This window comes from Agrobacterium tumefaciens, assembly GCA_025560025.1.
Classification (GTDB): Bacteria; Pseudomonadota; Alphaproteobacteria; order Rhizobiales; family Rhizobiaceae; genus Agrobacterium.
Genome location: CP048486.1, coordinates 94,826 through 117,435 on the forward strand (window position 1 = coordinate 94,826; position 22,610 = coordinate 117,435).

22 protein-coding genes are annotated in these 22,610 nt (G+C 60.6%); 7 read left to right on the forward strand and 15 right to left on the reverse strand.

From position 1 onward, the window contains the following. The 5 genes from FY152_14460 to FY152_14480 all read right to left on the reverse strand — a co-directional run bounded on the left by FY152_14460 (nucleotide 1) and on the right by FY152_14480 (nucleotide 4,503). Nucleotides 1-723: an ABC transporter ATP-binding protein gene (locus FY152_14460; GenBank protein ID UXS33377.1), complete on the reverse strand. Its 723-nt coding sequence runs from the start codon at nucleotides 721-723 to the stop codon at nucleotides 1-3. Then, the gene (locus tag FY152_14465) at nucleotides 716-1,444 is read right to left on the reverse strand and encodes an ABC transporter ATP-binding protein (GenBank protein ID UXS33378.1); all 729 of its coding nucleotides are present in this window, start codon (nucleotides 1,442-1,444) and stop codon (nucleotides 716-718) included. Before FY152_14465 ends, FY152_14460 begins: the two co-directional genes overlap by 8 nt. Further along, nucleotides 1,441-2,349 (reverse strand): branched-chain amino acid ABC transporter permease, encoded by a 909-nt coding sequence (locus tag FY152_14470; protein UXS33379.1) that lies wholly within the window; start codon nucleotides 2,347-2,349, stop codon nucleotides 1,441-1,443. Before FY152_14470 ends, FY152_14465 begins: the two co-directional genes overlap by 4 nt. Further along, complete coding sequence (locus FY152_14475; protein UXS33380.1) at nucleotides 2,346-3,218, reverse strand: branched-chain amino acid ABC transporter permease; 873 nt, start codon at nucleotides 3,216-3,218, stop codon at nucleotides 2,346-2,348. The genes FY152_14470 and FY152_14475 overlap by 4 nt, the downstream gene beginning before the upstream one ends. A 70-nt stretch (nucleotides 3,219-3,288) precedes the next feature. Then, nucleotides 3,289-4,503, reverse strand: coding sequence for an ABC transporter substrate-binding protein (locus FY152_14480; GenBank protein UXS33381.1), 1,215 nt, complete (start codon nucleotides 4,501-4,503; stop codon nucleotides 3,289-3,291). Between the two features lie 134 nt (nucleotides 4,504-4,637). On the opposite strand from FY152_14480, the gene FY152_14485 reads away from it, so the two are divergent. Then, nucleotides 4,638-5,510 carry a helix-turn-helix domain-containing protein gene (locus FY152_14485; GenBank protein ID UXS33382.1) on the forward strand — a complete coding sequence of 291 codons (873 nt, stop codon included), beginning with the start codon at nucleotides 4,638-4,640 and terminating at the stop codon, nucleotides 5,508-5,510. Between the two features lie 94 nt (nucleotides 5,511-5,604). Here the strand turns inward: FY152_14485 and FY152_14490 are convergent, their stop codons facing one another. Next, nucleotides 5,605-5,961, reverse strand: a complete 357-nt coding sequence (locus FY152_14490) for an antibiotic biosynthesis monooxygenase (protein UXS33383.1) — start codon at nucleotides 5,959-5,961, stop codon at nucleotides 5,605-5,607. Nucleotides 5,962-6,087: 126 nt separating this feature from the next. On the opposite strand from FY152_14490, the gene FY152_14495 reads away from it, so the two are divergent. Then, nucleotides 6,088-6,975 (forward strand): LysR family transcriptional regulator, encoded by an 888-nt coding sequence (locus FY152_14495; GenBank protein ID UXS33384.1) that lies wholly within the window; start codon nucleotides 6,088-6,090, stop codon nucleotides 6,973-6,975. Between the two features lie 40 nt (nucleotides 6,976-7,015). On the opposite strand, the gene FY152_14500 is transcribed toward FY152_14495, so the two are convergent. The 4 genes from FY152_14500 to FY152_14515 are packed head-to-tail and all read right to left on the reverse strand — an operon-like array spanning nucleotide 7,016 to nucleotide 10,924. Then, entirely contained in the window at nucleotides 7,016-7,840 is an 825-nt protein-coding gene (locus tag FY152_14500; protein ID UXS33385.1) for an ABC transporter ATP-binding protein, read from the reverse strand. Then, entirely contained in the window at nucleotides 7,837-8,877 is a 1,041-nt protein-coding gene (locus FY152_14505) for an iron ABC transporter permease (protein ID UXS33386.1), read from the reverse strand. The genes FY152_14500 and FY152_14505 overlap by 4 nt, the downstream gene beginning before the upstream one ends. Then, nucleotides 8,874-9,917 carry an iron ABC transporter permease gene (locus FY152_14510; protein UXS33387.1) on the reverse strand — a complete coding sequence of 348 codons (1,044 nt, stop codon included), beginning with the start codon at nucleotides 9,915-9,917 and terminating at the stop codon, nucleotides 8,874-8,876. Before FY152_14510 ends, FY152_14505 begins: the two co-directional genes overlap by 4 nt. After that, nucleotides 9,914-10,924, reverse strand: a complete 1,011-nt coding sequence (locus FY152_14515; GenBank protein ID UXS33388.1) for an iron-siderophore ABC transporter substrate-binding protein — start codon at nucleotides 10,922-10,924, stop codon at nucleotides 9,914-9,916. The genes FY152_14510 and FY152_14515 overlap by 4 nt, the downstream gene beginning before the upstream one ends. On the opposite strand from FY152_14515, the gene FY152_14520 reads away from it, so the two are divergent. Both FY152_14520 and FY152_14525 read left to right on the forward strand, forming a co-directional pair. Continuing rightward, a complete protein-coding gene (locus FY152_14520) occupies nucleotides 10,923-11,144 on the forward strand; it encodes a hypothetical protein (GenBank protein UXS33389.1) in 222 nt (73 codons plus the stop codon). The two genes, FY152_14515 and FY152_14520, sit on opposite strands and share 2 nt — an antisense overlap. Nucleotides 11,145-11,146: 2 nt before the next feature. Further along, nucleotides 11,147-13,267: a TonB-dependent siderophore receptor gene (locus FY152_14525; GenBank protein UXS33390.1), complete on the forward strand. Its 2,121-nt coding sequence runs from the start codon at nucleotides 11,147-11,149 to the stop codon at nucleotides 13,265-13,267. 144 nt (nucleotides 13,268-13,411) lie between these two features. Here FY152_14525 and FY152_14530 read toward each other — a convergent pair whose 3' ends face one another. Further along, nucleotides 13,412-14,287, reverse strand: coding sequence for a helix-turn-helix transcriptional regulator (locus FY152_14530; protein ID UXS33391.1), 876 nt, complete (start codon nucleotides 14,285-14,287; stop codon nucleotides 13,412-13,414). 167 nt (nucleotides 14,288-14,454) lie between these two features. Here FY152_14530 and FY152_14535 point away from each other — a divergent pair, with 167 nt between their 5' ends. Continuing rightward, complete coding sequence (locus tag FY152_14535; protein ID UXS33294.1) at nucleotides 14,455-14,733, forward strand: hypothetical protein; 279 nt, start codon at nucleotides 14,455-14,457, stop codon at nucleotides 14,731-14,733. Nucleotides 14,734-14,941: 208 nt separating this feature from the next. Here FY152_14535 and katG read toward each other — a convergent pair whose 3' ends face one another. Continuing rightward, the gene (gene katG, locus FY152_14540; GenBank protein UXS33392.1) at nucleotides 14,942-17,113 is read right to left on the reverse strand and encodes a catalase/peroxidase HPI; all 2,172 of its coding nucleotides are present in this window, start codon (nucleotides 17,111-17,113) and stop codon (nucleotides 14,942-14,944) included. 215 nt (nucleotides 17,114-17,328) lie between these two features. Here katG and FY152_14545 point away from each other — a divergent pair, with 215 nt between their 5' ends. Next, entirely contained in the window at nucleotides 17,329-18,237 is a 909-nt protein-coding gene (locus FY152_14545; GenBank protein ID UXS33393.1) for a LysR family transcriptional regulator, read from the forward strand. Between the two features lie 46 nt (nucleotides 18,238-18,283). On the opposite strand, the gene FY152_14550 is transcribed toward FY152_14545, so the two are convergent. The 3 genes from FY152_14550 to FY152_14560 form a co-directional block, all read right to left on the reverse strand. Beyond that, entirely contained in the window at nucleotides 18,284-19,162 is an 879-nt protein-coding gene (locus FY152_14550; protein UXS33394.1) for a DUF3313 domain-containing protein, read from the reverse strand. A 107-nt stretch (nucleotides 19,163-19,269) separates the two neighbouring features. After that, on the reverse strand, nucleotides 19,270-20,604 hold the full coding sequence (locus FY152_14555; GenBank protein ID UXS33395.1) for a HAMP domain-containing histidine kinase: 1,335 nt from the start codon (nucleotides 20,602-20,604) through the stop codon (nucleotides 19,270-19,272). Then, on the reverse strand, nucleotides 20,601-21,275 hold the full coding sequence (locus FY152_14560) for a response regulator transcription factor (GenBank protein UXS33396.1): 675 nt from the start codon (nucleotides 21,273-21,275) through the stop codon (nucleotides 20,601-20,603). The genes FY152_14555 and FY152_14560 overlap by 4 nt, the downstream gene beginning before the upstream one ends. Before the next feature lie 185 nt (nucleotides 21,276-21,460). On the opposite strand from FY152_14560, the gene FY152_14565 reads away from it, so the two are divergent. Next, the gene (locus FY152_14565; protein UXS33397.1) at nucleotides 21,461-22,609 is read left to right on the forward strand and encodes an efflux RND transporter periplasmic adaptor subunit; all 1,149 of its coding nucleotides are present in this window, start codon (nucleotides 21,461-21,463) and stop codon (nucleotides 22,607-22,609) included. The last annotated feature ends 1 nt before the right edge of the window (nucleotide 22,610 follow it).

Consider the following 22,610-nt stretch of genomic DNA (forward strand, 5'->3'; position numbering starts at 1 on the left):
TCAGACAATGGCGGCGGTGGTGCCGCCGAGAAACGCCCGTTGCACGGCGGGATCGGCGGACAGGGCTTCAGCCGTTCCTGCCCCGACAATCCGTCCTGCTTCCAGCAAATATCCGCGATCGGCAAGCGCGAGGCTTTCGCGCACATTCTGCTCCACGAGCAGAATGGAAAGGCCGCTCTTCTTGATCTCCGCCAGGGCGGCAAAAAGTTCCTGCGTAACGATGGGCGCAAGCCCAAGGCTCGGCTCGTCCAGCAGCAGATAATCGGGTGCAGACATCAAAGCCCGCCCGATGGCGACCATCTGCTGTTCGCCGCCGGACATGGTGCCGGCAAGCTGCTGCCGCCGCTCCGCAAGACGCGGAAACAGTGCAAAAATATGCTCTTTTGTCGCCTTTTCTGCTGAACGGGCATGGCGGGGATTGGCTCCGAGACGGAGATTGTCCTCCACCGTCAGCGCCGCGAAAATCCCGCGTCCCTCCGGCACCAGCGCCACGCCCCGTTCCACGATCTGATGGGCGGGGACAGCGGCAAGCGACGCACCGTTGACGCGCACGTCGCCAGAGGCCGGCGCAACCATGCCGCCGACCGCTTTCAGCAATGATGACTTGCCGGCGCCATTGGCACCGAGCAGCACCACCGTTTCGCCCTTGGCGACATTGAGCGATATGCCGTCAACCGCGAGATGTTTGCCGTAACGGATTGTCAGTGCATCTATTTCAAGCATGTGCCGCTCCCAGATAGGCGGAAATGACCTGCGGATCATCAAGCACCACGGCCGTCGGTCCGTCGGCGATCTTGCGACCGGCCGCCATGACCACGGAGCGCGGGCAAAGCGCCCGCACGGCGGCCATGATATGTTCCACCAGCAGGATCGTCGTTCCCTCGGAAGCCAGCCGCCGGATCAACGCAATTCCTTCCTGCAGCTCCGTGGGGTTGAGGCCCGCAAGCCATTCGTCAAGAAGCAGAAGCTTCGGTTCGCCCGCCAGCGCACGCGCCAGTTCAAGCCGTTTCTGGTCGATATAGGTGAGATCGCCGGCCGGCATGGTTTCCCGCCCGGCAAGACCTATTCTTTCGAGGCAGGCGCGCGCGACCTTCTCCGCCTCGGGACGCGAAAGCCGCTTCGGCCCGAACATGGCCGATACGGCGACGTTTTCAAGCAGGGAAAGCGACGGCAAAAGCCGCACCAGCTGGAAGGTGCGCGCCACGCCGGCGCGCGCAATCACATCCGGCCGCTTGCCGGCAATCTCCTGCCCTTTAAGCCGGATCGACCCTTCGGTGGGCTTCAGCGCCCCGGAGATGAGGTTCATCAGCGTCGTCTTGCCGGAACCGTTCGGCCCGAGCAGCCCGACGACCTCGCCGGCCTCGATTGTGAGGCCAAGGCCATCCACCGCCTTCAGCCCGCCGAAGGTCTTGCGGATAGCGGTGATTTCGAGAACGGCGCTCATGCGGCTTTCTCCTTTTTGCGCAACTTCTCCAGCGCCGCCAGCACGCCATCCGGCAGAACAAAGACGATGAGGATGAAGAGAGCGCCGAGAATGATGGAAAAATGGTTGGGGAAGTTGGCGCCCAGCCACTCGAACAGCAGGAACAGCGGCACCGCACCGAGAATGGGTCCCCAGCGGCGCGTGGCTCCACCAAGCAACGCCATGATGACGGTGAGGAACGATACCTGCGGATTAAAGACGATGGCCGGCTCGATATAGACCCAGCGCGGGGCTTGAATGGCGCCGACCAGCGTGATGATCGTGGCGGAAAGCACGAAGAGCGTCAGCTTGGTGCGGGCGAGATTGATGCCCGCATGGGCGGCCACGACCTCGTCGTCACCGATTGCCTTCAGCGCCAGTCCGAGCTTGCTGCGATCGATCAGGATCGCCAGCAGAAGGGTGATGACAGCCAGCGCCAGCAATTGCCACAACACATGCTGCGGCTCCAGCGGCAGAAAGATATAGCGCCCGAGCGTGCCGGTCACATTCACCTCATACCAGGTGATGAGCTGGCGGATGAGTTCGGCAAGGCCAAAGGAAAAGATCACGAAATAAATGCCGGCGACGCGCAGCGTGGAAAGCCCGACGACCAGCGCCAGCGCCGCGCCGACAAGAGCCGCGCACAGGAGCACGAGTGGCCATGGCAAAACCTCGCTCAGCACCGCAACCGTATAGGCCCCGACACCGAAGAAAGCGACGGTAGCAAGCGAAATATAACGGGTCGGGCCGGAGAACATCGCCCAGGCGGAGGCGAGCGTCGCATAGCCGAGAAGGCCGATGATGACGCCGACGCCATAGGCATCGAAGAAGAAGGGGGAAAGCGCCAGCAGCGCGGCTGCGGCAAGACCGATGAGAAGCGGGATCATTTGCCCCTCCTTGCGAAGATGCCTTCCGGACGCCAGAGCAGCACCACGAGGAAAAGCAGATAGGTGGCGGCAAGCGTGAGGCCGGGATCGACATAAACGAGCACGAAAGTTTCCACGAGGCCGAGCAGCAGCCCGGCCACCAGCGCGCCGAGGAGATTGCCGACACCGCCCATGATGACGACGACAAGCGCCTTCATGGTGAAGACCACGCCATAGGAGGCGGAAAAGGTCTGGTACATCGAGATCATCACTCCACCCGCCACGGCGAGTGCGCCGCCAAGGGCAAAGCCGATTGAGGCCACACGGTTCACATCAATGCCGACCAGCGGCGCGGACCGCGGCGCCAGCGCCACCGCCCGCAGGTTGAGGCCCCAGCGGCTGTGGGTGAGCGCCAGATAAAGCCCGCCGCCGATTGCGACCGACAGGATGAACGACAGGAGCCGGTTCAGCGCCACCGTCGTGCCGAAGATGTCGACGCCATCGGAGAGATAGGAATAGGAATGGTAGTTGCCGCCGAACACCACGAGCATGATGCCCTGGATAACGAAGAGCAGCCCGAAGGTCGCCAGAATGGAATCGACTTCCAGACGGCCGGAGCTACCCGAACGGCGCACCAGCGGCCGCATCATGACCCGGTAGATCACGAAAGACAGGGCGTAACCGAGCGGCACGATGATGAAAAGCGACCAGAGCGGCGACAGGCCATAGCTGGAAAACAGCACGAAGGTGATGAAGGCAGCCGCAATCAGCACTTCGCCATAAGCAAGGTTCATGATGCGGGCGATGCCATATTGCAGCGAAAGTCCAAGCGCGATCAGCGCATAGGTCCCTCCCAGCATCAAGCCGAAGATGAGGGTGGATAAAAACAAGGGAATGTCTCCAGTCTGGAACATGGCCGAAGCCTTCCGGCCGGGGTTTATGGCCCCGGCCGGCAAAGGTTCACCATTGCGGCTTCGGAACGACCGGCTTTGCCGCACCCGGACGGTCTGCGGGCGCAATCGCCACGAAACGGTCACCCTGCCATTGCCCTGCCCACCAGAGCTGGCGAAGCTGGTTATCTTCAAGCTTGACCGGGCCGATGACGGTGTCGAAGCTTCGCGTCGAAAGCTCATTTGCCACCGCCGCCTTGTCGAGGCCGACGCGTTGAACCGACTGGGCCAGCATTTCGAGGCTCGCATAGGTGATGGCGCTTGCCCAGCTGTCCGGCTTGGTGCCAATGAAGGCTTCGTGGCGCTTGAAATAATCCTCGATCTTGTCGCTGCTGCCATCAACGCCACCGATGCTGATCACGCCTTCCTGCTTGCCATCGGAGACCTTGGGGAAGATCGGGAAAGCACCGCCGACGCCGACATAAAGAACCTTTGGGTTGAACTTCGCCGTCTGCGCCTGTTTCGTCACCGCGAAGCTGTCAGGCGGATAGGAAAAGGCAATGAAGCTGTCCGCGCCGCTCGCCGACGCCTCGTTGACCAGCGCGGCGAAATCCGAGGTGCCAACCGGATAGGTCTTGTCATAGGCAAGTGTGAAACCCGCTTCCTTCAGTGCAGGCCGCGCAGCCTTGATGAGATCGATGCCGAAACCGTCAGCCACGGAAATCACCGCGACCTTGTCGTTGATCTGGCCGGCATCGCGCGCGGCTTTCAAAACATCGGCAAGCGCATTGGCATAGTCATGACCACCGCCCAGCATCCAGAAGCTCTTTTTCCAGCGCGCTGCAAAATCCGGCGCTTTGTCGGTCACGCCGGTCACAGCCAGCTGCGGATAACCGAAACGGTCGTAAAGCGGCGCAACGGCCAGATTGAAGCCCGTGCCCCAGGGCGGCAGGATGAAATCGACCTTGTCCTGGCTGGCCAGACGCTCGGTGAACCGCACCGCATCCTCGGCCGAGGAGCGGTCGTCATACTCCACCACTTCCACCGGCAGGCGCTTGCCATCCGGCAAAGTGAGGCCACCCGCATCGTTGACCTCCTTCACCCATAATTTGTAGTTCGGAATGGTGGTGATGCCAGCACCCGTGGCATTGGCGCCGCTTTTGGAAACGGCATAACCGATCTTCACCGAGGTGCGGTCCTGCGCATTGGCGTGACCGAAAGATACCGCCGACAGGGCAGCACCGGAGAGCAGGCAGAACAGCGTTCTGCGCTTCAGATTATTCATGATGTTCCTCCCAAAGCGCCTTATCGGGGTTGCCGTTCTCCTCAAGGCTTTCCCCTGCGCTGATCAAAGTTTAGCAATGACAGCCGCATATAAAATGCATTAATGTAGCGCATTATTGTACTTTTGGAGGATGAATGCCCCTGCACAGCCAGATTGCCGGCAATCGCGTGGAGATCACGGCGCGCACGCTCGCCTCGACGCTGCGCATATCCGAATTCCGACTGGAATCGGACAGCGCCCATCTGCTTCTCCTTTCCGCCGGGGAAGCGGAGATAATACAGGGTGAAAAGACGCTGCCCGTTGCCGCACCGGGGCTCGTCTGGCTACCCATCGGCCCCACTGGCCGCCTGCGGCTGACTGCCGGAAGCCGTGGATCGCTGCTGAGGACGACGGAAATCGGGCTTGCTCATGCGATGCCCACCGGCACGAGCGCGAGCGCCGTGCGCAATATATTGCAGCGTGTTCTGACACAGGCGCCGGCGGAGAAGGACCGGCAGGAGCTGGCGGGTTATCTCGAGACCATCGCCAGCGAAAATGTCCGCGCGACAACCGGTTCGGACACGATCATCGCCAGCCTGCTCTCCGTCACCCTCATCCGCATCTGCCAGCACGCCATCGCCGATATTACGGCAGCCCTCTCGACCCCCGGCAGCCTCACCGAGCGTTTCGTGCTGCTCGTCAGCCAGCACAAACGCGATCAATGGGGTGTGGAAGACTATGCGAGGCAACTCGGCGTCAACCGCGAACGTCTTGGATTTGCGGTGCGCAAGGCGACGGGGCTTTCGCCACAGGCCTATATTCACCGCGAACTACTGTCCGAAGCGCGTGACCTTCTTCTGAACTCATCGCTGCAAGTGGCTGAAATCGCATTCCGATTGGGATTTCAGGACCCTGGCTATTTCAATCGCTTCTTCACCCGCAATGAACTCACCTCTCCCGGCCGTTTCCGGCGAATGGGGATGCGCATGCAGAATGTTCCGCCACCTTCCTATGCGGCATGGCCGTGACCGTTCTGGTGTGAGAGCGCCACGCCCGCACCGGCAGGGTCAGCCCCTGCCGGTCCGCTTCATTTCAGTCAGAAAAACATACCGCCCCGGACCTTCACTCGGCCGCGATCCGTTTTGGAAGGACGAGATCATCGACGGAATAGGCGTGGAACTCGCTCTTCGAAACCGTATCCAGCCGCCTGAATTTCTCGACGAAAACCGGATCGGTGAAGAACTCGTCGACATTGCCGGCATCCTGGATCGCCTCGATATTCACGACAGTCAGGCCGTCTTTGCTTTTCGCAAGGTTGCTCCAGAGAAATCCTTCCTTGCGTTCCGCAACGTAGTGCACGACGTCCTGGATGATGGCAAAGGCTTCTTCCTGCTTGCCCGGGTGAACGTGGATGACGTTGACGATGAAGGTTGTGGCAGCAGGCGCGCCTGAAAAGCAGGCAATCGGTGTCGTTTCCATTGATATCTCCGTTTGATACGCACAGCCCTTATCGGCGTGGCATGGTCTGGATATCTCCTCGGAAATAGCGGATAAACGGGCCGCAACTCTCAACATATCGGAAAAAATTTCCGCAATGGAGCAATCTTGGATAAGCTTGGTACGCTCGGCATCTTCGTTCAGGTGGCGGAAGCCGGTAGTTTCGTCGCGGCGGGACACCGTCTGGGAATATCCGGTTCCGCGGTTGGAAAAGCCGTCGCCCGGCTGGAAGACGAACTGGGTGTTCGTCTCTTCAATCGCTCGACGCGCAGCATCGCTCTCACGGAGGAGGGAAGCTATTTTCTGGACACCTGCCGGCGCATCCAGTCGGAATATGAGGAAGCGCAGGCGAAACTGTCGCGATCACAAGCCGTCCCGCGCGGGCAGCTGCGTGTCAGCCTGCCGCTTGCCGGCATGCTGCTGATGCCGACAATATCCGCCTTCATGAGCACCTATCCGGAGATTAATCTCGATCTCGATTTCACCGATCGCATCGTCGATGTCATCGAGGAGGGTTTCGACGCCGTGATCCGCACCGGCGATTTGAAAGATACACGCCTGATGAGCCGAAAGCTCGGAACATTCCGGCATGTCATCGTCGCGTCGCCCGAATATCTTTCCGCACACGGTTACCCCAAAGCGCCGGAAGATCTGCTCCTGCATCGCTGCCTGCACCACCGCTTTGCCAATTCCGGCAAGCTGGAACCCTGGCCACTCGTTCGCGATGGGCAGGAAATCAAGCTGAACCTTCCGGCAACCACCGTAGCAAGCACGCTCGAGCCGTTGATCCACCTCGCTCAGCACGCCTTTGGCATCACATGTCTTCCACTCTTCGCGGCCGCATCTGAAATCGCGGAGGGAAAGCTGGTATCCGTGCTTGACGACTATCTGGCGGCGACCGGCACCTTCAGGGTACTATGGCCAACAAGCCGGTATCTATCACCCAAGGTGCGGGTGTTCGTAGACTATATGGCGGCTAATCTCTTCAAGCCGTGAAGGCTTAACAGACGCCTACCCCAGGATAAGTCGCGTTCAGCTAGGCATTGCTATCTTGCGGCCGCTTCACGCCAATCCGGTGCCGCCCGATCGGCAGCATCATCGGCTTGCCCGAGGTCGGGTCTTCGATGACCCGGCTTTCGATGCCGAAAACCTGGCGCACATTTTCCTCCGTCAGCACGTCCTCAGGCGTGCCGCAGACATGCAGCTTTCCGCCCGTCATCGCAACCAGATGATCCGCGTAACGCGCTGCGAGATTGAGATCGTGCAGGACCATGACGATGGTGGTCTGGCGGGCGTTGTTAAGATCGGTCAGGAGATCGAGCACCTCGACCTGATGGCTGATATCGAGGAAGGTCGTGGGTTCGTCCAGCAGCAATATATCGGTCTCCTGGGCGAGCGCCATGGCGATCCAGACGCGTTGCCGCTGTCCGCCGGAAAGCTCGTCCACCGGTTGCTCGGCAAGTTCCACCGTATCGGTGGCGACGAGTGCTGCGGCCACGGCCTCATCGTCCTGGCGCGACCAGCGGGCGAACAGGCCGTGATGCGGATGCCGTCCACGGCTGACGAGATCGGCGACAACGATGCCTTCCGGCGCAATCGGCGACTGCGGCAAAAGACCCATGCGCCTTGCAAGTTCACGGGAGGGAAGACGATGAATAGACTTTCCATCGAGCAGGACCTGACCGGCACGGGGAGAGATAAGCCGCGACATGCTGCGAAGAAGTGTGGACTTGCCGCAGGCATTGGCACCGACGATGACGGTGATTTTTCCACGCGGGACGACCAGATCCAGCCCTTCGATGATGAGGTTTTCGCCGTATCCCGCTGAAAGATCGTTCACGGAAAGAGAATGGCTGGTCATAACGAGCCTCCGCTGCGGTTGACCCGCACGATAAGGTAAATCAGATAGGGCGCGCCGAGAGCACCGGTCACGACCCCGACCGGGTAACGGCCGGGCAACAGGAATTGGCCGCAATAATCTCCCACCAGCACCAGCGCCGCGCCAACCAGCGCTGCCGGAATGAGCAGGGACCCGTTGTTGCCGACGATACGCGCGGCAATCGGCCCCGACAGAAATGCGACGAAAGCGATGGGACCCGATACCGCTGTGGCAAAGGCGATCATGCCCACGGCGGCGATGATGACGATGATGCGCGTTCGCCCCACCCGCACACCGAGAGCTGCGGCGGCATCGTCACCCAGTCTCAGCGCCTCGAGATCGCGCGCGCGGCTGATGAGCAGGCCGCCGAAGAGGACGAGCGCGATGAAGAGCGGCAGCGTCTGGGCAAGTTTCGCACCGTTGACGCTGCCCGTCAGCCAGCGCATCGCTTCCTGCAACGTCCATGCCGGTGCGACAGACAGGATATAGGCGATGAAACTTTCAAGCATCGCGGAAACGCCGATGCCGACAAGGATCAGCCGCGTGCCCGCCACCCCGTTGCGGAAAGACAGAAGATAGACCAGCAGCGCAACCCCAAGCCCGGCGACAACGGCAAAAACCGAGACGAGCGGTCCGCTCAGATGCAGGACGACGATGGCGAAGACAGCAGCCACGCTTGCCCCGGAGCTGATGCCGATAATATCCGGGCTGGCGAGCGGATTGCGCAGCATGATCTGGAAGGCAACGCCGCCAAGGCCAAAGCTCAGCCCCGCCAGAACCGAGAGCAGCGCCCGCGGCAGGCGCAATTGGCCGACGGTGAAAGTGACACCGGCAATATCCTCGCCAATGAGCACGCGCAGGACATCGCCGGGCGGCGTCAAGGATTGCCCCAGCATCAGCGTCAATGCAAAAGCGGCAATCAACAGGGCCGAGAGAGCCGTGATGACGAGGCGACGCCGGCGCTGACGCGCTTGACGGTTGAAAACCAGTGTTTCCATGACAAGAGCGTGCATGGTCATAATTCGCGCACCCGCTGGCGTCTGACGATCCAGATGAAGAACGGCCCTCCGACAAGGGCGGTGACGATGCCGACATCAAGTTCGGACGGCCGCGCCACGATTCGCCCGACAATATCGGCCGCAAGCAGCAGGCAGGCACCACCAAGCGCGGAAAAGGGCAAAAGCCAGCGATTATCCACGCCGACAAGCAGGCGGCAGAGATGCGGGACGACAAGCCCGACAAAACCGATCGGCCCGCAAATGGCGGTCGCCGCACCGCAGAGAAGAATCGCACCAAAGGATGCCACGGCCCTTGCAACTGCGACATTTTCACCAAGCCCGGCGGCCAGCTCATCTCCAAGCGCCAGAGAATTCAACTTGCGTGCAGAAAGAAGGCTGATGGCGAAACCGGCCGCGAGAAACGGCAGCACAGTCTCGATCCGTTCAAAGGTCGCGCCGCCGACACCGCCGATCTGCCAGGACCGGATGCCACCGGCAATATCGCTGCGCGGCAGCACGACGGCGATGACAAGCGACGAAAAGGCGACCGAGGTGGCGGCACCGGCCAAAGCGAGTTTCAGAGGTGTGGCCCCTCCCCGCCCGAGTGAGCCGACCACATAAACGAAAACCGCCGACGCCCCCGCCCCGACAATTGCAACAATGATAAAGGACTGCGCCGAGGCAATGCCGAACCAGACGATGCCGATGACGACAGCAAGCGACGCGCCCATATTGACGCCGAGAATGCCCGGATCGGCAAGTGGATTGCGCGTAACGCCCTGCATGATGGCGCCGGCGAGCCCAAGTGCGGCCCCGGCCAGCACGGCAAGCAGCGTGCGTGGCAGACGAACCGCTACGGCGGCTTCCGCCACCGTCTCGACGCGACCGGCGAGCGCCGCCGTAATATCCGCAAAGGATACGTCACGCGTGCCGATCGCAACCGAAAGCGCACATAGCAGGGCCAGAAGCGCCAGCACGGTGCTAAGCCATATGCTGCGCATCCGGTTGGAACGGCCGCCGGGTGGCGGGACCGGCGTTTGGGCAGGCGCCAGCATTGTCATTGCGCCTTTCCGGATGATTTGTCCGCTGCTGCCGCCAGAAGGTCGGCATAGTCCTTCAAAACCCAGGAAATCGACAGCGGCGTGGGGTTGGATGCGGTCCCGAGCGGATCACGCCCCAGCATGACGATAGCGTCATTGGCAACGGCTGGCATGCGGGCGAGAAGCGGATCGGCCCGCATCGCCGTGAGCAAGGGCTGGCTGCCATAGGTGACGACAATATCGACATCGTCGAAGGCATCGACACGCTCGGCACTGACGCCGGCTGCGAATTGCCCCGGTTTCGTTGCTTCCGCCACGCTCTTCGGCGAGGTGAGCCCCAGATCAGCGAAAAACTTCACGCGGCTGTCATTGGCGGTGTAAAAATTGACGACGCTGAGATTGGTGGCGTCAAGATGGGTAACGAACATTGCCGACTTGCCTTTCAGCTGCGGATGCCCCGCGACCACCTCAGCGATCTCCCCTTCGATGCGCGTGATGAGCGCCTCGCCTTCCGCAACCATGCCAAGCCCGGCGCTGTTCAGCCGGATCATCTCGCGCCAGTCCGTCGCCCAGGGGGAGACGGGATAAGCAACCACCGGGGCGATCTGGCTCAGCGTGTCGTAGTCGGACTGGCTGAGGCCGGAATAGGCGGCGAGGATGACATCCGGCTGCGTTGCCGCCACGGCCTCGAAATCAATGCCGTCCCCTTCGTCAAACAGCACGGGCTTTGTCGCTTTGAGTTCGGCAAGCCGCTTCGCCACCCAGGGCAGCAGGCCGTCGCCATCGTCATCTCCGAAGTTGGCTGCGGCAAAACCGACGGGCACGATGCCGAGCGCCAGCGGAACCTCGTGGTTCGCCCAGGCGACCGTCGCCACGCGCTCCGGTTTGCTGGCAATCGTGGTCGTGCCGAAGGCGTGTTTGATGACGATGGGATAGGCCGTCGTCTCGCCTGCCGCCAGGAGATTCGGCGCAACCATCGACAGGAAAAACACAAATGCCGGCACAAGACCGCGAAACAGGAAAAGCATGAGCGAAGCCTTCAAAGGTTCAAAAGTGGACTTGAACTCTCAGCTTCATATGTTCGCGTCAAGCCCGGGGAGGAAAAGCCGCCACGGCAACGGTGAAATTTCCGGGGTTTCGTACAAAACCGTAAAAAGTTACAATACCGGACAAACTTTCTCAAGTTATTGGGCGCTTCAAGAGTGGGCCGTGGAAGCGGCAATCGGGGCACCAACGTCTGGATTTTAGCAATGAGCATTGAAACAAACGGCGCAAACCGCAGCAACGCGCGACTGCGCTACGGGAAAGCGGCCCTTCTTGCCTGCACGGCGCTTGTGGCCCTCGTGCCCGGCCGGTCGCTGGCGCAGCAAGCGGCCAACACCGGCAGCACCACTGTTCTGGAAAAGATCACCGTCGAAAGCGGCGACAACGACCAGAAGTCGATCGTCGCCACCCGCACCACGAGCGGCAGCAAGATGGCGACCGATATTCTCGATACGCCGGCCTCCGTTTCCGTCATCACCGCCAAGGAAATGCAGCAGCGCGGCGTGCAGACAGTGGAAGAAGCCCTGCAATATACCGCCGGTGTGACCACGGACTTCTACGGTTCTGACGACCGCTTCGATTATTTCAAGATTCGCGGTTTTGACGCCTATACCTATCGCGACGGGCTGACGCTCGGCCGTCCCTTCGGCGCGTTGCGCGAAGAAACCTATGCCTATGAGCGCGTGGAAGTGCTGAAGGGCGGCAATTCCACCACCTTTGGCGTCTCTGATCCCGGCGGTTCGGTAAACTACTCCACCAAGGTGCCGAAACGCACCCGTTTCGGCGAGGCCTATGTGACCGGCGGTTCCTATAGCCGGGCAGAAACCGGCTTCGATTTCGGCGACAACATCACCAGCGACGACACGCTGTCCTACCGTCTCACCGGCAAGCTCAGGAATGCCAATGCGGAATATGACTATTCCCGCGATGACGAAAAATTCTTCATGGGTGGCCTGACATGGCGCCCGAGCGACGCCACCAGCCTTACCGTCGTTTACGATCATCTCAACAAGGACGGCGTTCCAGGCGGCGGCGGTCATCCGGTCGGTTCGCATTTCGACCGGAGCCGCTTCTTCGGCGAACCGGACTACAATTATCGCGGCACCAACCGCAATTCGCTGAGCGTGATGTTCGACCATGATTTCGGCTCGGGCCTGACCCTGAGTTCCAACGCGCGCTACAGCAAGACCAATACCGATTTCGGTTATGCCTATATCTCGTCCACCCCGACGAACGGCTCGACCATCGCCAACCGCGCCTTTTTCGGCAACGACACCGAAACCGAGAATTTCCTGATCGACACGCGGCTGCAATATGACACGACGTTCGAAAGCGTCGAGAGCCGCAGCCTCGTCGGCGTCTTTTACAATGACTACTCATCCGGCAGCAAAAACTACTTCGGCTCGGCTCCGAGCATCAACTGGATGAACCCGGTCTATACCGGCGCGCCCGCCTCCGTGCCGCTCTATGCCAGCTCGCTGACCGATCAAAAGACGAGGGCTCTCTATCTTCAGCAGGACCTGACCTTCTTCGACAGGCTAATCGTCAGCGCCGGCCTGCGCAACGACTGGATAGACACCGATCAGACCAACAGGCTGAATGGCACGAAGGCAAGCGGCGACATCAGCGAGATGACCAAGCGTATCGGCGTGTCCTACAAGATCACCAGCGAAATCGCGCCCTATATCAGCTATGCCGAATCCGTCGTGCCGGCCTCGGGCCTGACCGTCGAGCCCGAACGCGGCGAGCAGATCGAGCTCGGCGTGAAGTACCGGCCGGATGCCTTCCCCGCTTTGTTCACCGCTTCGATCTACGACCTGAAGAAAAACAACATCACCGTCACCAGCCCGATCACCAGTCTGCCGACAACCATTGGCGAGGTGCGTGTGCGTGGCCTCGATCTGGAAGCTAAGGCGGAAGTGACCGACAATGTGAGCCTGACGGCGGCCTATTCCTATCTGAATGCGGAAATCACCGAGAACGGCACCGCCGGCAATGTCGGCAACCGCCCGCAATTCGTGCCGGAGCATCAGGCTTCGCTGTGGGTCAACTACACACTCGCCGGTAACGATCATTTCGGCGACATGAGCTTCGGTCTGGGTGGCCGCTTCACCGGGTCCTATTATTTCGACAATGCCAACAAGGTATCGACCGGCAGCAGCGTGACCGTGGATGCGGCATTCAGTTACAAGATTCAGGAAACCGCTTCGCTGGATGTGAATGTTTCCAACCTGTTCAACGAAAAACACGTCTCTTATGGCGGGTTCGGCGCTGACTTCTACAATCCCGGCCGGGCATTTTCCGTGACGTTGCGAAAGACCTGGTAACCATCGATATTAGCAATATTTTTCAAAATATTGCATGTATTTTCTAATATACAACATCATCCTCGTTCCCGTCCCGAGGATGATGTAGAGCGTGCTTGTGGAATTGCGCCCAACCACTGAACATGGACGGCACAACACCAACCATCAAAGCAGCCTGTGCATGCGCCGCCAGGCAGCCGGCGTATTGCCCACGGACTGGCGGAAGGCCTTGGTCAGATGGGCCTGATCGGAAAAACCGAGCTGGGCGGCTATATCGGCCACGGTGAGATCACCCTCCAGCAAGAGTTTCTGGGCAAGGTCGATGCGCCGTTCCAGTTGCCATTGCAGCGGCGTCTTGCCCGTTGTCTGGCGGAACACGGTTGCAAACCAGCTTTCCGAAAGCCCGACAATGTCAGCCATCTCCGCGACCGTCATGCGATCATCACCGCGCCTTTCGACACGGGCGAGCAATCTGTTCATTTGCGCCTGGGTCAACCTGCCATTTGCCTGCTCCGGCGATGGCCCGGGAATATCCAGCAGTCCCGCAACGATGCTGCCGACAAGGCTTTCCGCATAGACCGCATGTTTCGAGGGTTCGGCCAGTTCATCGACAAGCAGCCCCGCCAGCGTTTCGACCGACCCGATATCCTGTATCTCAACCGGACGACGCAGCGCCGTCATCGCCGCCGAGCTGCCGACGGATGGCGACAGGAAACGCAGCAGACGGTCTTTATGAATATGCAGGTTGAGATGCGAAAACCGGTGTGTGGCACTGCTGCCCGTCCACATGGGAACGCCTGCAGGCACATAGACCGCACGCGTCATGGGTCGGGAATGCTGCGCCAACTCGCCGTCCCGGTTGGAAATTCTTATCCGCGAAGAGACATCGTTGAAAAATATCATGATACGCGGATCGGCGGCCAGATAATAACCCTTAGCCCCCATCTGGCTCTCGGCCTCCCAGAAAGCACTGACCAGCCCGTCCAGCTGACGCCATTTAACCGGCGCAGTGACGCTGATCCCTTCCGTGTGCCAGGTCATGGAATGCCAGAAACTCAATGCGGGTACCGTCCGGTTGTCGAGCCGAGGTTGGGGATATGGGAGACATGCGCGCCATGATAACGGCGGCCGCAAGCTCCATCGGTAAGGCCCCAATAACATGACTTATCAATTCATGTTAATAGCAAAGATGGTTGTAATGCAAAACATTGCTGTGGCTGGGCGCAATCCCGCAACAAACTGAGCCCTGGAACCTCCAGGCCGGCCATCCGTTGATCTTCGGACGAACGACACCTCAAAGGGAGATCACTATGAACGGCAAAAAGGAACCGGGCGATTTCGCCGACAAGAAGCGCGAAGAGCAAGGCCGTGGCGTCATCGTCGCTGGGCCGGATGCGCATGAAAATGAAAAAGGCGGCAAGGCGCCATCGGGGAAAGCCGAAAAATCTTCACCGGGCAAGCCGGCTGCTTCCTCCGAACGCCGGTGAGTTTGTGAGGCTGGCCTTTTGGCCGCAACCGAATGGCCCCTATGCGCTCCCACCCCAGTCCAAAGCTGTCCCTCTTCCCAAAGCTCTGTACTGTCATCCTCGGGCTTGACCCGAGGATGACGACTAGAACGGTGGGAAACGTGTTCACAAAAGTAAAAAGTCCCTGATCGCTCAGGGACTTTCTTTATTGCAGTTGCTTCGCTTCTGCTCAGAGAAGGTCGAAACGGTCGGCGTTCATCACCTTCGTCCAGGCGGCGATAAAATCGCGCACGAACTTTTCCCTGCTGTCATCCTGCGCATAAACTTCCGCATAGGCGCGCAGGATGGAGTTGGAGCCGATCACGAGGTCCACGCGGGTCGCCGTGTATCTGGCTGCTCCGGTCTTGCGGTCGCGAATCTCATAGAGATTGTTACCGGTCGGAACCCAGGAATAGGCCATGTCCGTCAATGTCGTGAAGAAGTCGGTGGTGAGCGCACCAGGCTTCTGCGTGAACACGCCATGTGCCGCGCCGCCGTAATTGGCGCCGATGACACGCAGGCCGCCGATGAGGACGGTCAGTTCAGGCGCGGTGAGACCGAGAAGCTGCGCCCTGTCGAGCAGAAGCTCTTCCGGGCTGACGACGTAATCCTTCTTGACCCAGTTGCGGAAGCCATCTGCCAGCGGCTCAAGCGGGGCAAAGCTGTCGGCATCCGTCTGCTCGGCGGAAGCATCGCCACGGCCGGCCGCAAAAGGCACGGCGATGTCGAAGCCGGCCGCTTTCGCCGCCTGTTCCACACCGTAATTGCCGGCCAGAACGATCACATCCGCAATGCTCGCGCCGGTTTCACGGGCAATCGGTTCCAGAACCGAGAGCACGCGGGATAGACGGGCGGGCTCATTGCCTTCCCAGTCCTTCTGCGGTGCGAGGCGGATACGGGCACCATTGGCGCCGCCGCGATTGTCCGAGCCACGGAAGGTGCGGGCGCTGTCCCATGCGGTCGAGACCAGATCGGCAACGGGCAGACCGGAAGCAGCGATCTTCGCCTTGACGGCGGCAACGTCGTAGCTTGTGGAACCCGCCGGAATGGGATCCTGCCAGATCAAGTCCTCAGTCGGAACGTCGGGACCGATGTAACGGGCCTTCGGACCCATATCGCGGTGGGTCAGCTTGAACCAGGCGCGGGCAAAGACGTCGGAGAAATGGTCCTGGTCGTCCTTGAACTTCAGCGAAATCTCGCGGTAGATCGGATCGACCTTCAGCGCCATGTCGGCATCGGTCATCATCGGGATGGTGCGGATCGAGGGATCCTCGACGTCAACAGGCTTATCCTCTTCGGCAATGGTGATCGGCGCCCATTGCGATGCACCGGCGGGGCTGTGCGTCAAAGTCCACTCATGCTTGAACAGCATGTCGAAGAAGCCATTGTCCCACTTGGTCGGTTCGCTCGTCCACGCACCTTCGATGCCGGACACCACGGTGTCACGGCCAATGCCGCGGCCCTTGGTGTTGATCCAGCCGAGGCCCTGATATTCCGGGCCTGCGGCTTCCGGATCGGGGCTGAGATTGGCGGCGCTGCCATTGCCGTGCGACTTGCCGATGGTGTGGCCGCCGGCCGTCAGGGCAACGGTTTCCTCGTCGTCCATGCCCATGCGGGCAAAGGTCTCGCGCATCTGCGCCGCCGTCGCCAGCGGATCGGACTTGCCATTGACGCCTTCCGGGTTGACGTAGATGAGGCCCATCTGCACGGCGGCAAGCGGGTTTTCCAGCGTCGCGGGCTTGGTCACGTCGCCGTAGCGGCCGTCGCTCGGCGCCAGCCATTCCTTCTCGTCACCCCAATAGGTGTCCTTTTCCGGAGCCCAGATATCTTCGCGGCCAAAGGCGAAGCCGAAGGTCTTCAGACCGGCGACGTCATAGGCAATGGTGCCGGCGAGCGCGATAAGGTCTGCCCAGGAAATCTTGTTGCCGTATTTCTTCTTGATCGGCCACAGCAGGCGGCGGCCCTTGTCGGTGTTGACATTGTCAGGCCAGGAATTCAACGGCGCAAAGCGCTGGTTGCCGGTGTTGGCGCCGCCACGACCGTCCGTTACGCGGTAGGAGCCGGCCGCATGCCAGGTAACGCGGGCCATCATGCCCACATAGCTACCCCAGTCGGCCGGCCACCATTCCTGGCTGTCGGTCATCAGGGCGCGCAGATCGGCCTTCAGGGCCTCGACGTCGAGCGTCTTCAGCGCTTCGCGGTAGTTGAAGGAGGTGCCGAGCGGATTGGTCTTGGTGTCGTGCTGATGCAGGATGTCGAGGTTCAGCGCGTTCGGCCACCATTCGGTCACCGATTTACCGGAGGCCGTATTGCCTCCATGCATGACAGGACACTTGCCAGCCGGTTTTGAAGTTGCGTCCATTTCGCCCTCCGATGGGTTTAGCAATTAAACGAAATAATCAATGCGACATGTGCAGCATGTGGGAGCCAGAGCCCAGGCAGGTCATCGCGATGGAAACCGTGCAGCGACGCTGGTGATCTTTCACAGCTACATCCTCTTTCTGTCATGAAGATGACTAACAGCCGGGTTCCATAATTTCCAATTGTATATTCTAAAGGCTGCGATATGCTGAGCTTATGATTGCCCTCTCCATGAAACATCTTCGTTATTTCGACGCTCTGGCCAAGATCGGTCATTTCGGTCGGGCGGCGGAAGCCTGCGCCATTTCCCAGCCGGCACTTTCCTTGCAGATCCGGGAACTCGAGGAATTGATCGGCGCGCCGCTGGTTGAGCGGGGCAGCCGGCAGATCAGGCTCACCGCTCTTGGCGAGGAATTTGCCGAGCGTACCCGTTCAATCCTGCGCTCCGTGGATGAGTTGCAGGATCTGGCGCGGGCGCGGCACGGTCCTCTCAGCGGCCGCCTGCGCATCGGCGTCATTCCAACCGTTGCACCCTATCTTTTACCACAGGTCATCAAGACGCTCACCCGGCATTATCCCGGGCTGGAGGCGCGCCCGCGCGAGGCGGTGACGCAGAAGCTCATCGAAGACCTTCTGGAAGCCCGGCTGGACATGGCGATCGTCGCCCTTCCAGTGTCCGAACCGTCGCTCGAAGAGGTTCCGCTGTTTTCAGAGGAATTCATTCTCGTACGGCCGATGGAAGATGCGGGCATGCCGGTGCCGAGCGCCGACAAACTTGGCGAAATGCGCCTGCTGCTGCTGGAGGAAGGCCATTGCTTCCGCAATCAGGCGCTGTCTTTCTGCAGCACCACCAATGCGCCGCCGCGCGTGCTGATGGAGGGCAGCTCGCTCTCGACGCTGGTGCAGATGGTCGGCGCCGGTATCGGCGTCACGCTCATTCCGCAGATGGCGGTCGATATGGAAACCCGGCAATCCACCGTCTCGGTGTTCCGGCTGGCGGAACCGCGACCCTCGCGAACCATCGGCATGGTGTGGCGCAAGAGCAACCCGCTTTCGGCGCAATTTACCCACATTGCCGAGATCGTGCGCGAATGCGGCCTGCAGAAACTGGGGCTGTCCCCGTGAAGGCGGCCGGATCGACCGCCTTCACAAGCCTTGGAGATTGCCGATCCTACCTCGCCGACGTTTTGGACTGCCTGTCCGTCCATTCGGGCGGTGCACCGAACTGATCGGCCACCATGCCCTGCAAACCGCGTGAGCGGCCGTAGGCGTCGCATTCGGCATATTTCGGTTTCCCACCCAAAGCCGATCTCATGCGGTGGCCGGAAGGAATAGAAATGTCGAGACCATCGGATACCTTGCCGGTCACGAGAATGCGCGAGAAATAATTGGTGAAATCCGAAGCAAGCCCATAGGCATCGCCGATTTCCGAGACGCGGGCGCTGTCGGTAAAGGAATTCGCGCCCTTCGACCAGACGGCCGCCGCCCGCTGGACGCCCCCATTATCCACCGCTTCCGCCTCGACGGCCAGGCCACCGAGACCGACGGGCAGACGCGGCACGCCGACCGGCAGGACTAAATTGCTGCCGAGCGATACGGCCGTCGACACTCCGGCCATTGTCTTGTCGGTCGGCACCAGATCGGTAATCACCGTCCGGACGGTCATGTCCGCCGGCTGGCCGGCGGCGGCAATCCGGTATTTATCGCTGAGGGCCACGCAGATGGCGCGGTCCAGCGCATTTGACACAAGGGTGCGGTCCTTCTCGGCCGTAATTTTCGACGAGGCGGCGAAGGAAAATGTGGTCGGCATGATGGCCACGGTTTTGACTGCGGCCAGCCCATTGGCATCCACGAAGGTGCGCGACTTGGTGAACTTGCCTTTGGCCGGGCTGAGCTGCGCATAGGAAGACAATGTACCGCCTTCCTGAAGCGGCACCGAGGCGCAGCCGGACATGATGATGGCGAAGGGCAAGGTGGCAAAGGCAACGCCACGGCGCCCTAGCGCCGTGTCGATTGAGGGCCGGGGAAACAGATTTCGCTGGTGTTTCACTGCATGTACTCCGGTTGGCATGATTGCCCCTGTGCCCAAACGTTACGACAGCAAAAATTGCGGCAACATTACAATCGCCCCTTGCGAAAACCGGCAGGCAGGCGCGGTCAGAAGCGAAGCCGGAAGGTGCTTCCGAAGGCGCTGCTCTCCAGCAGTATCTGTCCATTGTGGTTGGTGACGATCTGCTTGACTAGGCTGAGGCCAAGTCCCGCTCCCGTGCTGCGCGGCGTAACGCGATAGAATGGCTCGAATATCCGTTCCTGCTGGTCTTCGGCTATTCCCTGCCCTTCATCGGCAATGGCGATCTCGCCATTTGCAAGCACCGACACATGGATCGTTCCCCTGTTTCCACCATGATCAATGGCGTTTCGGACGATATTGCTGATGGCGCGCGGCAAGGTGAAGGGGTTGGCCTGCATCTCGTATCGCGCGATCTGCGTTTCGAAGGAGATGTCATAACCCGCCGAGAGCGCGAGCGGCGCGAGATCGGCAACGACGGTGCGCACCATCTCGACAAGGTCCACCGTCTCCCGCCGGTCGTTCACCTGATCGTTTCGCTCGAAGGCAAGAAGCTGCTCGGCGGTTTCGCCAAGCCGGGCGACATCCGCCATCAAACGCTGCCGTTCCGGCCCGGGTAAGCCCTCTATTCTGGTCTGCATGATGGCAATCGGCGTTCTGAGCTCATGCGCCGCGTCGATAAGGAACCGTTGCCGCGCCCGGAATTGCTCTTCCAGCCGCTCAAGAATGCTGTTGAAGGAAAGGATGAGCGGCACGACTTCCCGCGGCACATCTTCGACGGGAAGCTTCGAACCGCCACGCCGGGGATCGATCTCTGGAGCTTTTTTGACGACGGAACTAAGACCGGCAAGCGCTCGACGCACGATACGGGGAACGGAAAAGAATACGGCCGGCAGGATGACGGCCAGCAAGGGAACGTAAATTTTGTAGGTTTCGGTAAGAAGCGTCAGAAACTGCGCCCTGACATGCGTAGTTCCACCAAACATGACCCTGACAGGACCCCACCTCGTCTCCATGCTTTCAACCAGTGCGGTCTCGGAAATACCATTACCGCCGCGAATATCAGCATCTGTCATCAGATAAAGGTATCGCGACAAATCGGCATAATCGGCTGGCACGGCACCATAGGTCGCTACCCGCCCATCCAGCGTCGACGCCACGAACCAGAGGGTTGTGTTCTGCGCCTTCAAGGCCTGCAGCGTCGGGCCATCGGTAACGACCAGTCCATTTTCCGGATCGAGTGAAAGCGACTCATCAATTGTTGCCGACAGGTCGTCCCAGAGCGCAATATTCGGAGAAAGGATCATTAACCCGTAAACACAGAGCCCGACGATAACCACGGCGATCATAGCGGCGACGACGATGCTGAGCTGCCAGCTTAATTGCCACCATAGTGAAGGGTTGGATTTGCCTCGCGCGCTCATCGCTCTTCCTTCAGGAGATAACCGACGCCGCGAATATTATGCACGCTAACTCCTGCCGAAGCGTCGAGCAGGCGTTTTCGCAGCCGGGAGATATGCGCGTCGAGCGCATTGGACTGGATTTCCTCCTCGTAATTGTAGACCGCAGCCTCAAGCGTCGAACGCAGCACGGATTTGCCTTTTCGTTTTGCCAGCGCGACCAGTATCATGAGCTCGCGCCTTGGCAGATCAAACGGCATCGAATTGATCGTGACGCTGAGGTGGAGCGGATCGATCACGATCCGGCCGGCCGCGACCTGCGTTGGGGCCACACTCGCCGGCCGTCTCAGAACCGCACGCACCCGCGCCAGAAGCTCGCCGACGAGGAACGGCTTGCCCAGATAGTCGTCGGCGCCGCCGTCCAGTCCGGCAATCCGCTCTTCCGGTTCGTTCATCGCCGTCAACAGGATGATCGGCGTGTCGATGCCGGCACGGCGCAGCTGCGGAATGAAGGTGAGCCCCTCCCCATCGGGCAGGCGACGGTCGAGCAGGATGGCGTCATAGACATGCTGGCGTGTCAGCTCCATCGCATCACCGAGCCACACCGTATGGTCGATGACGATGCCCTGCCTGCCGAGCGTCGCCGTCAGCGCATCCGCCATTTCCTGTTCGTCTTCAATCAATAGAAGTCTCATTCACCACCGTCCCTTCGCCATCCCTTGTCTGCCAGAAAGGTTGCGGCAGTATTGCGGCAAGGACCGCGCGGCAGGGTAATGCTGCTGCAATTGTGGGGGCCTATCCATAAGCCATCAGCCTGCAAGACAGGCGACATGATCGCGACAAGCGGTCTCAGGATGCGTTTTGCCTGGAGGATTATGGTATGTGGATGAAGAGAACGATCAAGGCGGGGATAGCGCTTGCAGGCTGCGCCCTCGTTGTCACGGCGCTCGACCCCGCGCGCGGGAGCGTCGATGCAAATGAGCGCGCCAAGGGCATTGTCGCGGCCGCCTCAATGAGCCCGGCTGGCATCCCGTTCGAGCTGACGGCAGCGGAAATAGCAAAGATCGGCACACGCGCCATGGCGGAGCGGCTCAGCATCAGCGGCGAGCTTCAGCCGGTCAGCCGCGTCGTGATCCGCGCCCGCGAGGCCGGAAAAATTCTCGATGTGAACGTCCGGGAAGGACAGGCGGTGCGGGCCGGCGACGTGCTTGTGCGTTTCGAAACCGATGAGCTGCAATCGACGCTATTGCTGCGCCAAAGCGATCGCGATGCGGCCGAGGCCGAATTGACGCTGGCGATGCAGGCTCTGACCCGAACCGAACAGCTTGCTTCGAAAAATGTCGCGTCGGCGGAACAGCTCGACAAGGCGAAAAGCGATGTCGTGGTGAAGACGGCAAGGGTCCAGAGCCTTTCGGCGCAGGTGGATATCGCCCGCCTTGCCCTGCGCAACGCCGAAATCCGCGCGCCTTTCGATGGCACGGTCACCCGCAGGCTGGCCGAGCCGGGGTCTCGCGTCGGGGGCGATGGCGAACTTCTCACATTGGTCGATACCAGCATGCTGGAGGCGAAGGTTCTCGTCGCCACACGCGACATTCCACGCGTCGCCCTTGGCCAGACAGCGGAACTGGAGATTGACGGGCTCGGCGGCCAGAGCGTCAAAAGCACCGTCGAGCGCATCAGCCCGGTTGCCGAGGATGGTACGCGGTTCGTCACCGTCTACCTGCGGCTTGCCAATCGCAACGGGCAATTATGGGGCGGAATGTTCGCAAGCGGCTCGATCCTCGTGCGCGAAAAGAACGATGCGCTCGTCGTTCCCGCAATCGCGCTTCGCAAGGACGAGACCGGCTACCACGTCCTCAAGGTCCTGAACGGCCATCTTCGCCGCCAGACGGTGGCGGTGGGGCCGCGCTGGAACGGCGGCAGCCTGATCGAGATCGGCGCAGGGCTTGCGGATGGTGAAACGATCCTGACCGCGCCGCTTCCCGAATTGCAGCCCGATATGGCCGTCACCATCGAGAAGGCAGGCTGAG

Coding starts and splice junctions, on each gene's coding strand:
- FY152_14460 (UXS33377.1), bottom strand. CDS start 723: ATGCTTGAAATAGATGCACTGACAATCCGTTACGGCAAACATCTCGCG.
- FY152_14465 (UXS33378.1), bottom strand. CDS start 1,444: ATGAGCGCCGTTCTCGAAATCACCGCTATCCGCAAGACCTTCGGCGGG.
- FY152_14470 (UXS33379.1), bottom strand. CDS start 2,349: ATGATCCCGCTTCTCATCGGTCTTGCCGCAGCCGCGCTGCTGGCGCTT.
- FY152_14480 (UXS33381.1), bottom strand. CDS start 4,503: ATGAATAATCTGAAGCGCAGAACGCTGTTCTGCCTGCTCTCCGGTGCT.
- FY152_14485 (UXS33382.1), top strand. CDS start 4,638: ATGCCCCTGCACAGCCAGATTGCCGGCAATCGCGTGGAGATCACGGCG.
- FY152_14490 (UXS33383.1), bottom strand. CDS start 5,961: ATGGAAACGACACCGATTGCCTGCTTTTCAGGCGCGCCTGCTGCCACA.
- FY152_14500 (UXS33385.1), bottom strand. CDS start 7,840: ATGACCAGCCATTCTCTTTCCGTGAACGATCTTTCAGCGGGATACGGC.
- FY152_14505 (UXS33386.1), bottom strand. CDS start 8,877: ATGACCATGCACGCTCTTGTCATGGAAACACTGGTTTTCAACCGTCAA.
- FY152_14510 (UXS33387.1), bottom strand. CDS start 9,917: ATGACAATGCTGGCGCCTGCCCAAACGCCGGTCCCGCCACCCGGCGGC.
- FY152_14520 (UXS33389.1), top strand. CDS start 10,923: ATGAGCGAAGCCTTCAAAGGTTCAAAAGTGGACTTGAACTCTCAGCTT.
- FY152_14515 (UXS33388.1), bottom strand. CDS start 10,924: ATGCTTTTCCTGTTTCGCGGTCTTGTGCCGGCATTTGTGTTTTTCCTG.
- FY152_14525 (UXS33390.1), top strand. CDS start 11,147: ATGAGCATTGAAACAAACGGCGCAAACCGCAGCAACGCGCGACTGCGC.
- FY152_14530 (UXS33391.1), bottom strand. CDS start 14,287: ATGACCTGGCACACGGAAGGGATCAGCGTCACTGCGCCGGTTAAATGG.
- katG (UXS33392.1), bottom strand. CDS start 17,113: ATGGACGCAACTTCAAAACCGGCTGGCAAGTGTCCTGTCATGCATGGA.
- FY152_14545 (UXS33393.1), top strand. CDS start 17,329: ATGATTGCCCTCTCCATGAAACATCTTCGTTATTTCGACGCTCTGGCC.
- FY152_14555 (UXS33395.1), bottom strand. CDS start 20,604: ATGAGCGCGCGAGGCAAATCCAACCCTTCACTATGGTGGCAATTAAGC.
- FY152_14560 (UXS33396.1), bottom strand. CDS start 21,275: ATGAGACTTCTATTGATTGAAGACGAACAGGAAATGGCGGATGCGCTG.
- FY152_14565 (UXS33397.1), top strand. CDS start 21,461: ATGTGGATGAAGAGAACGATCAAGGCGGGGATAGCGCTTGCAGGCTGC.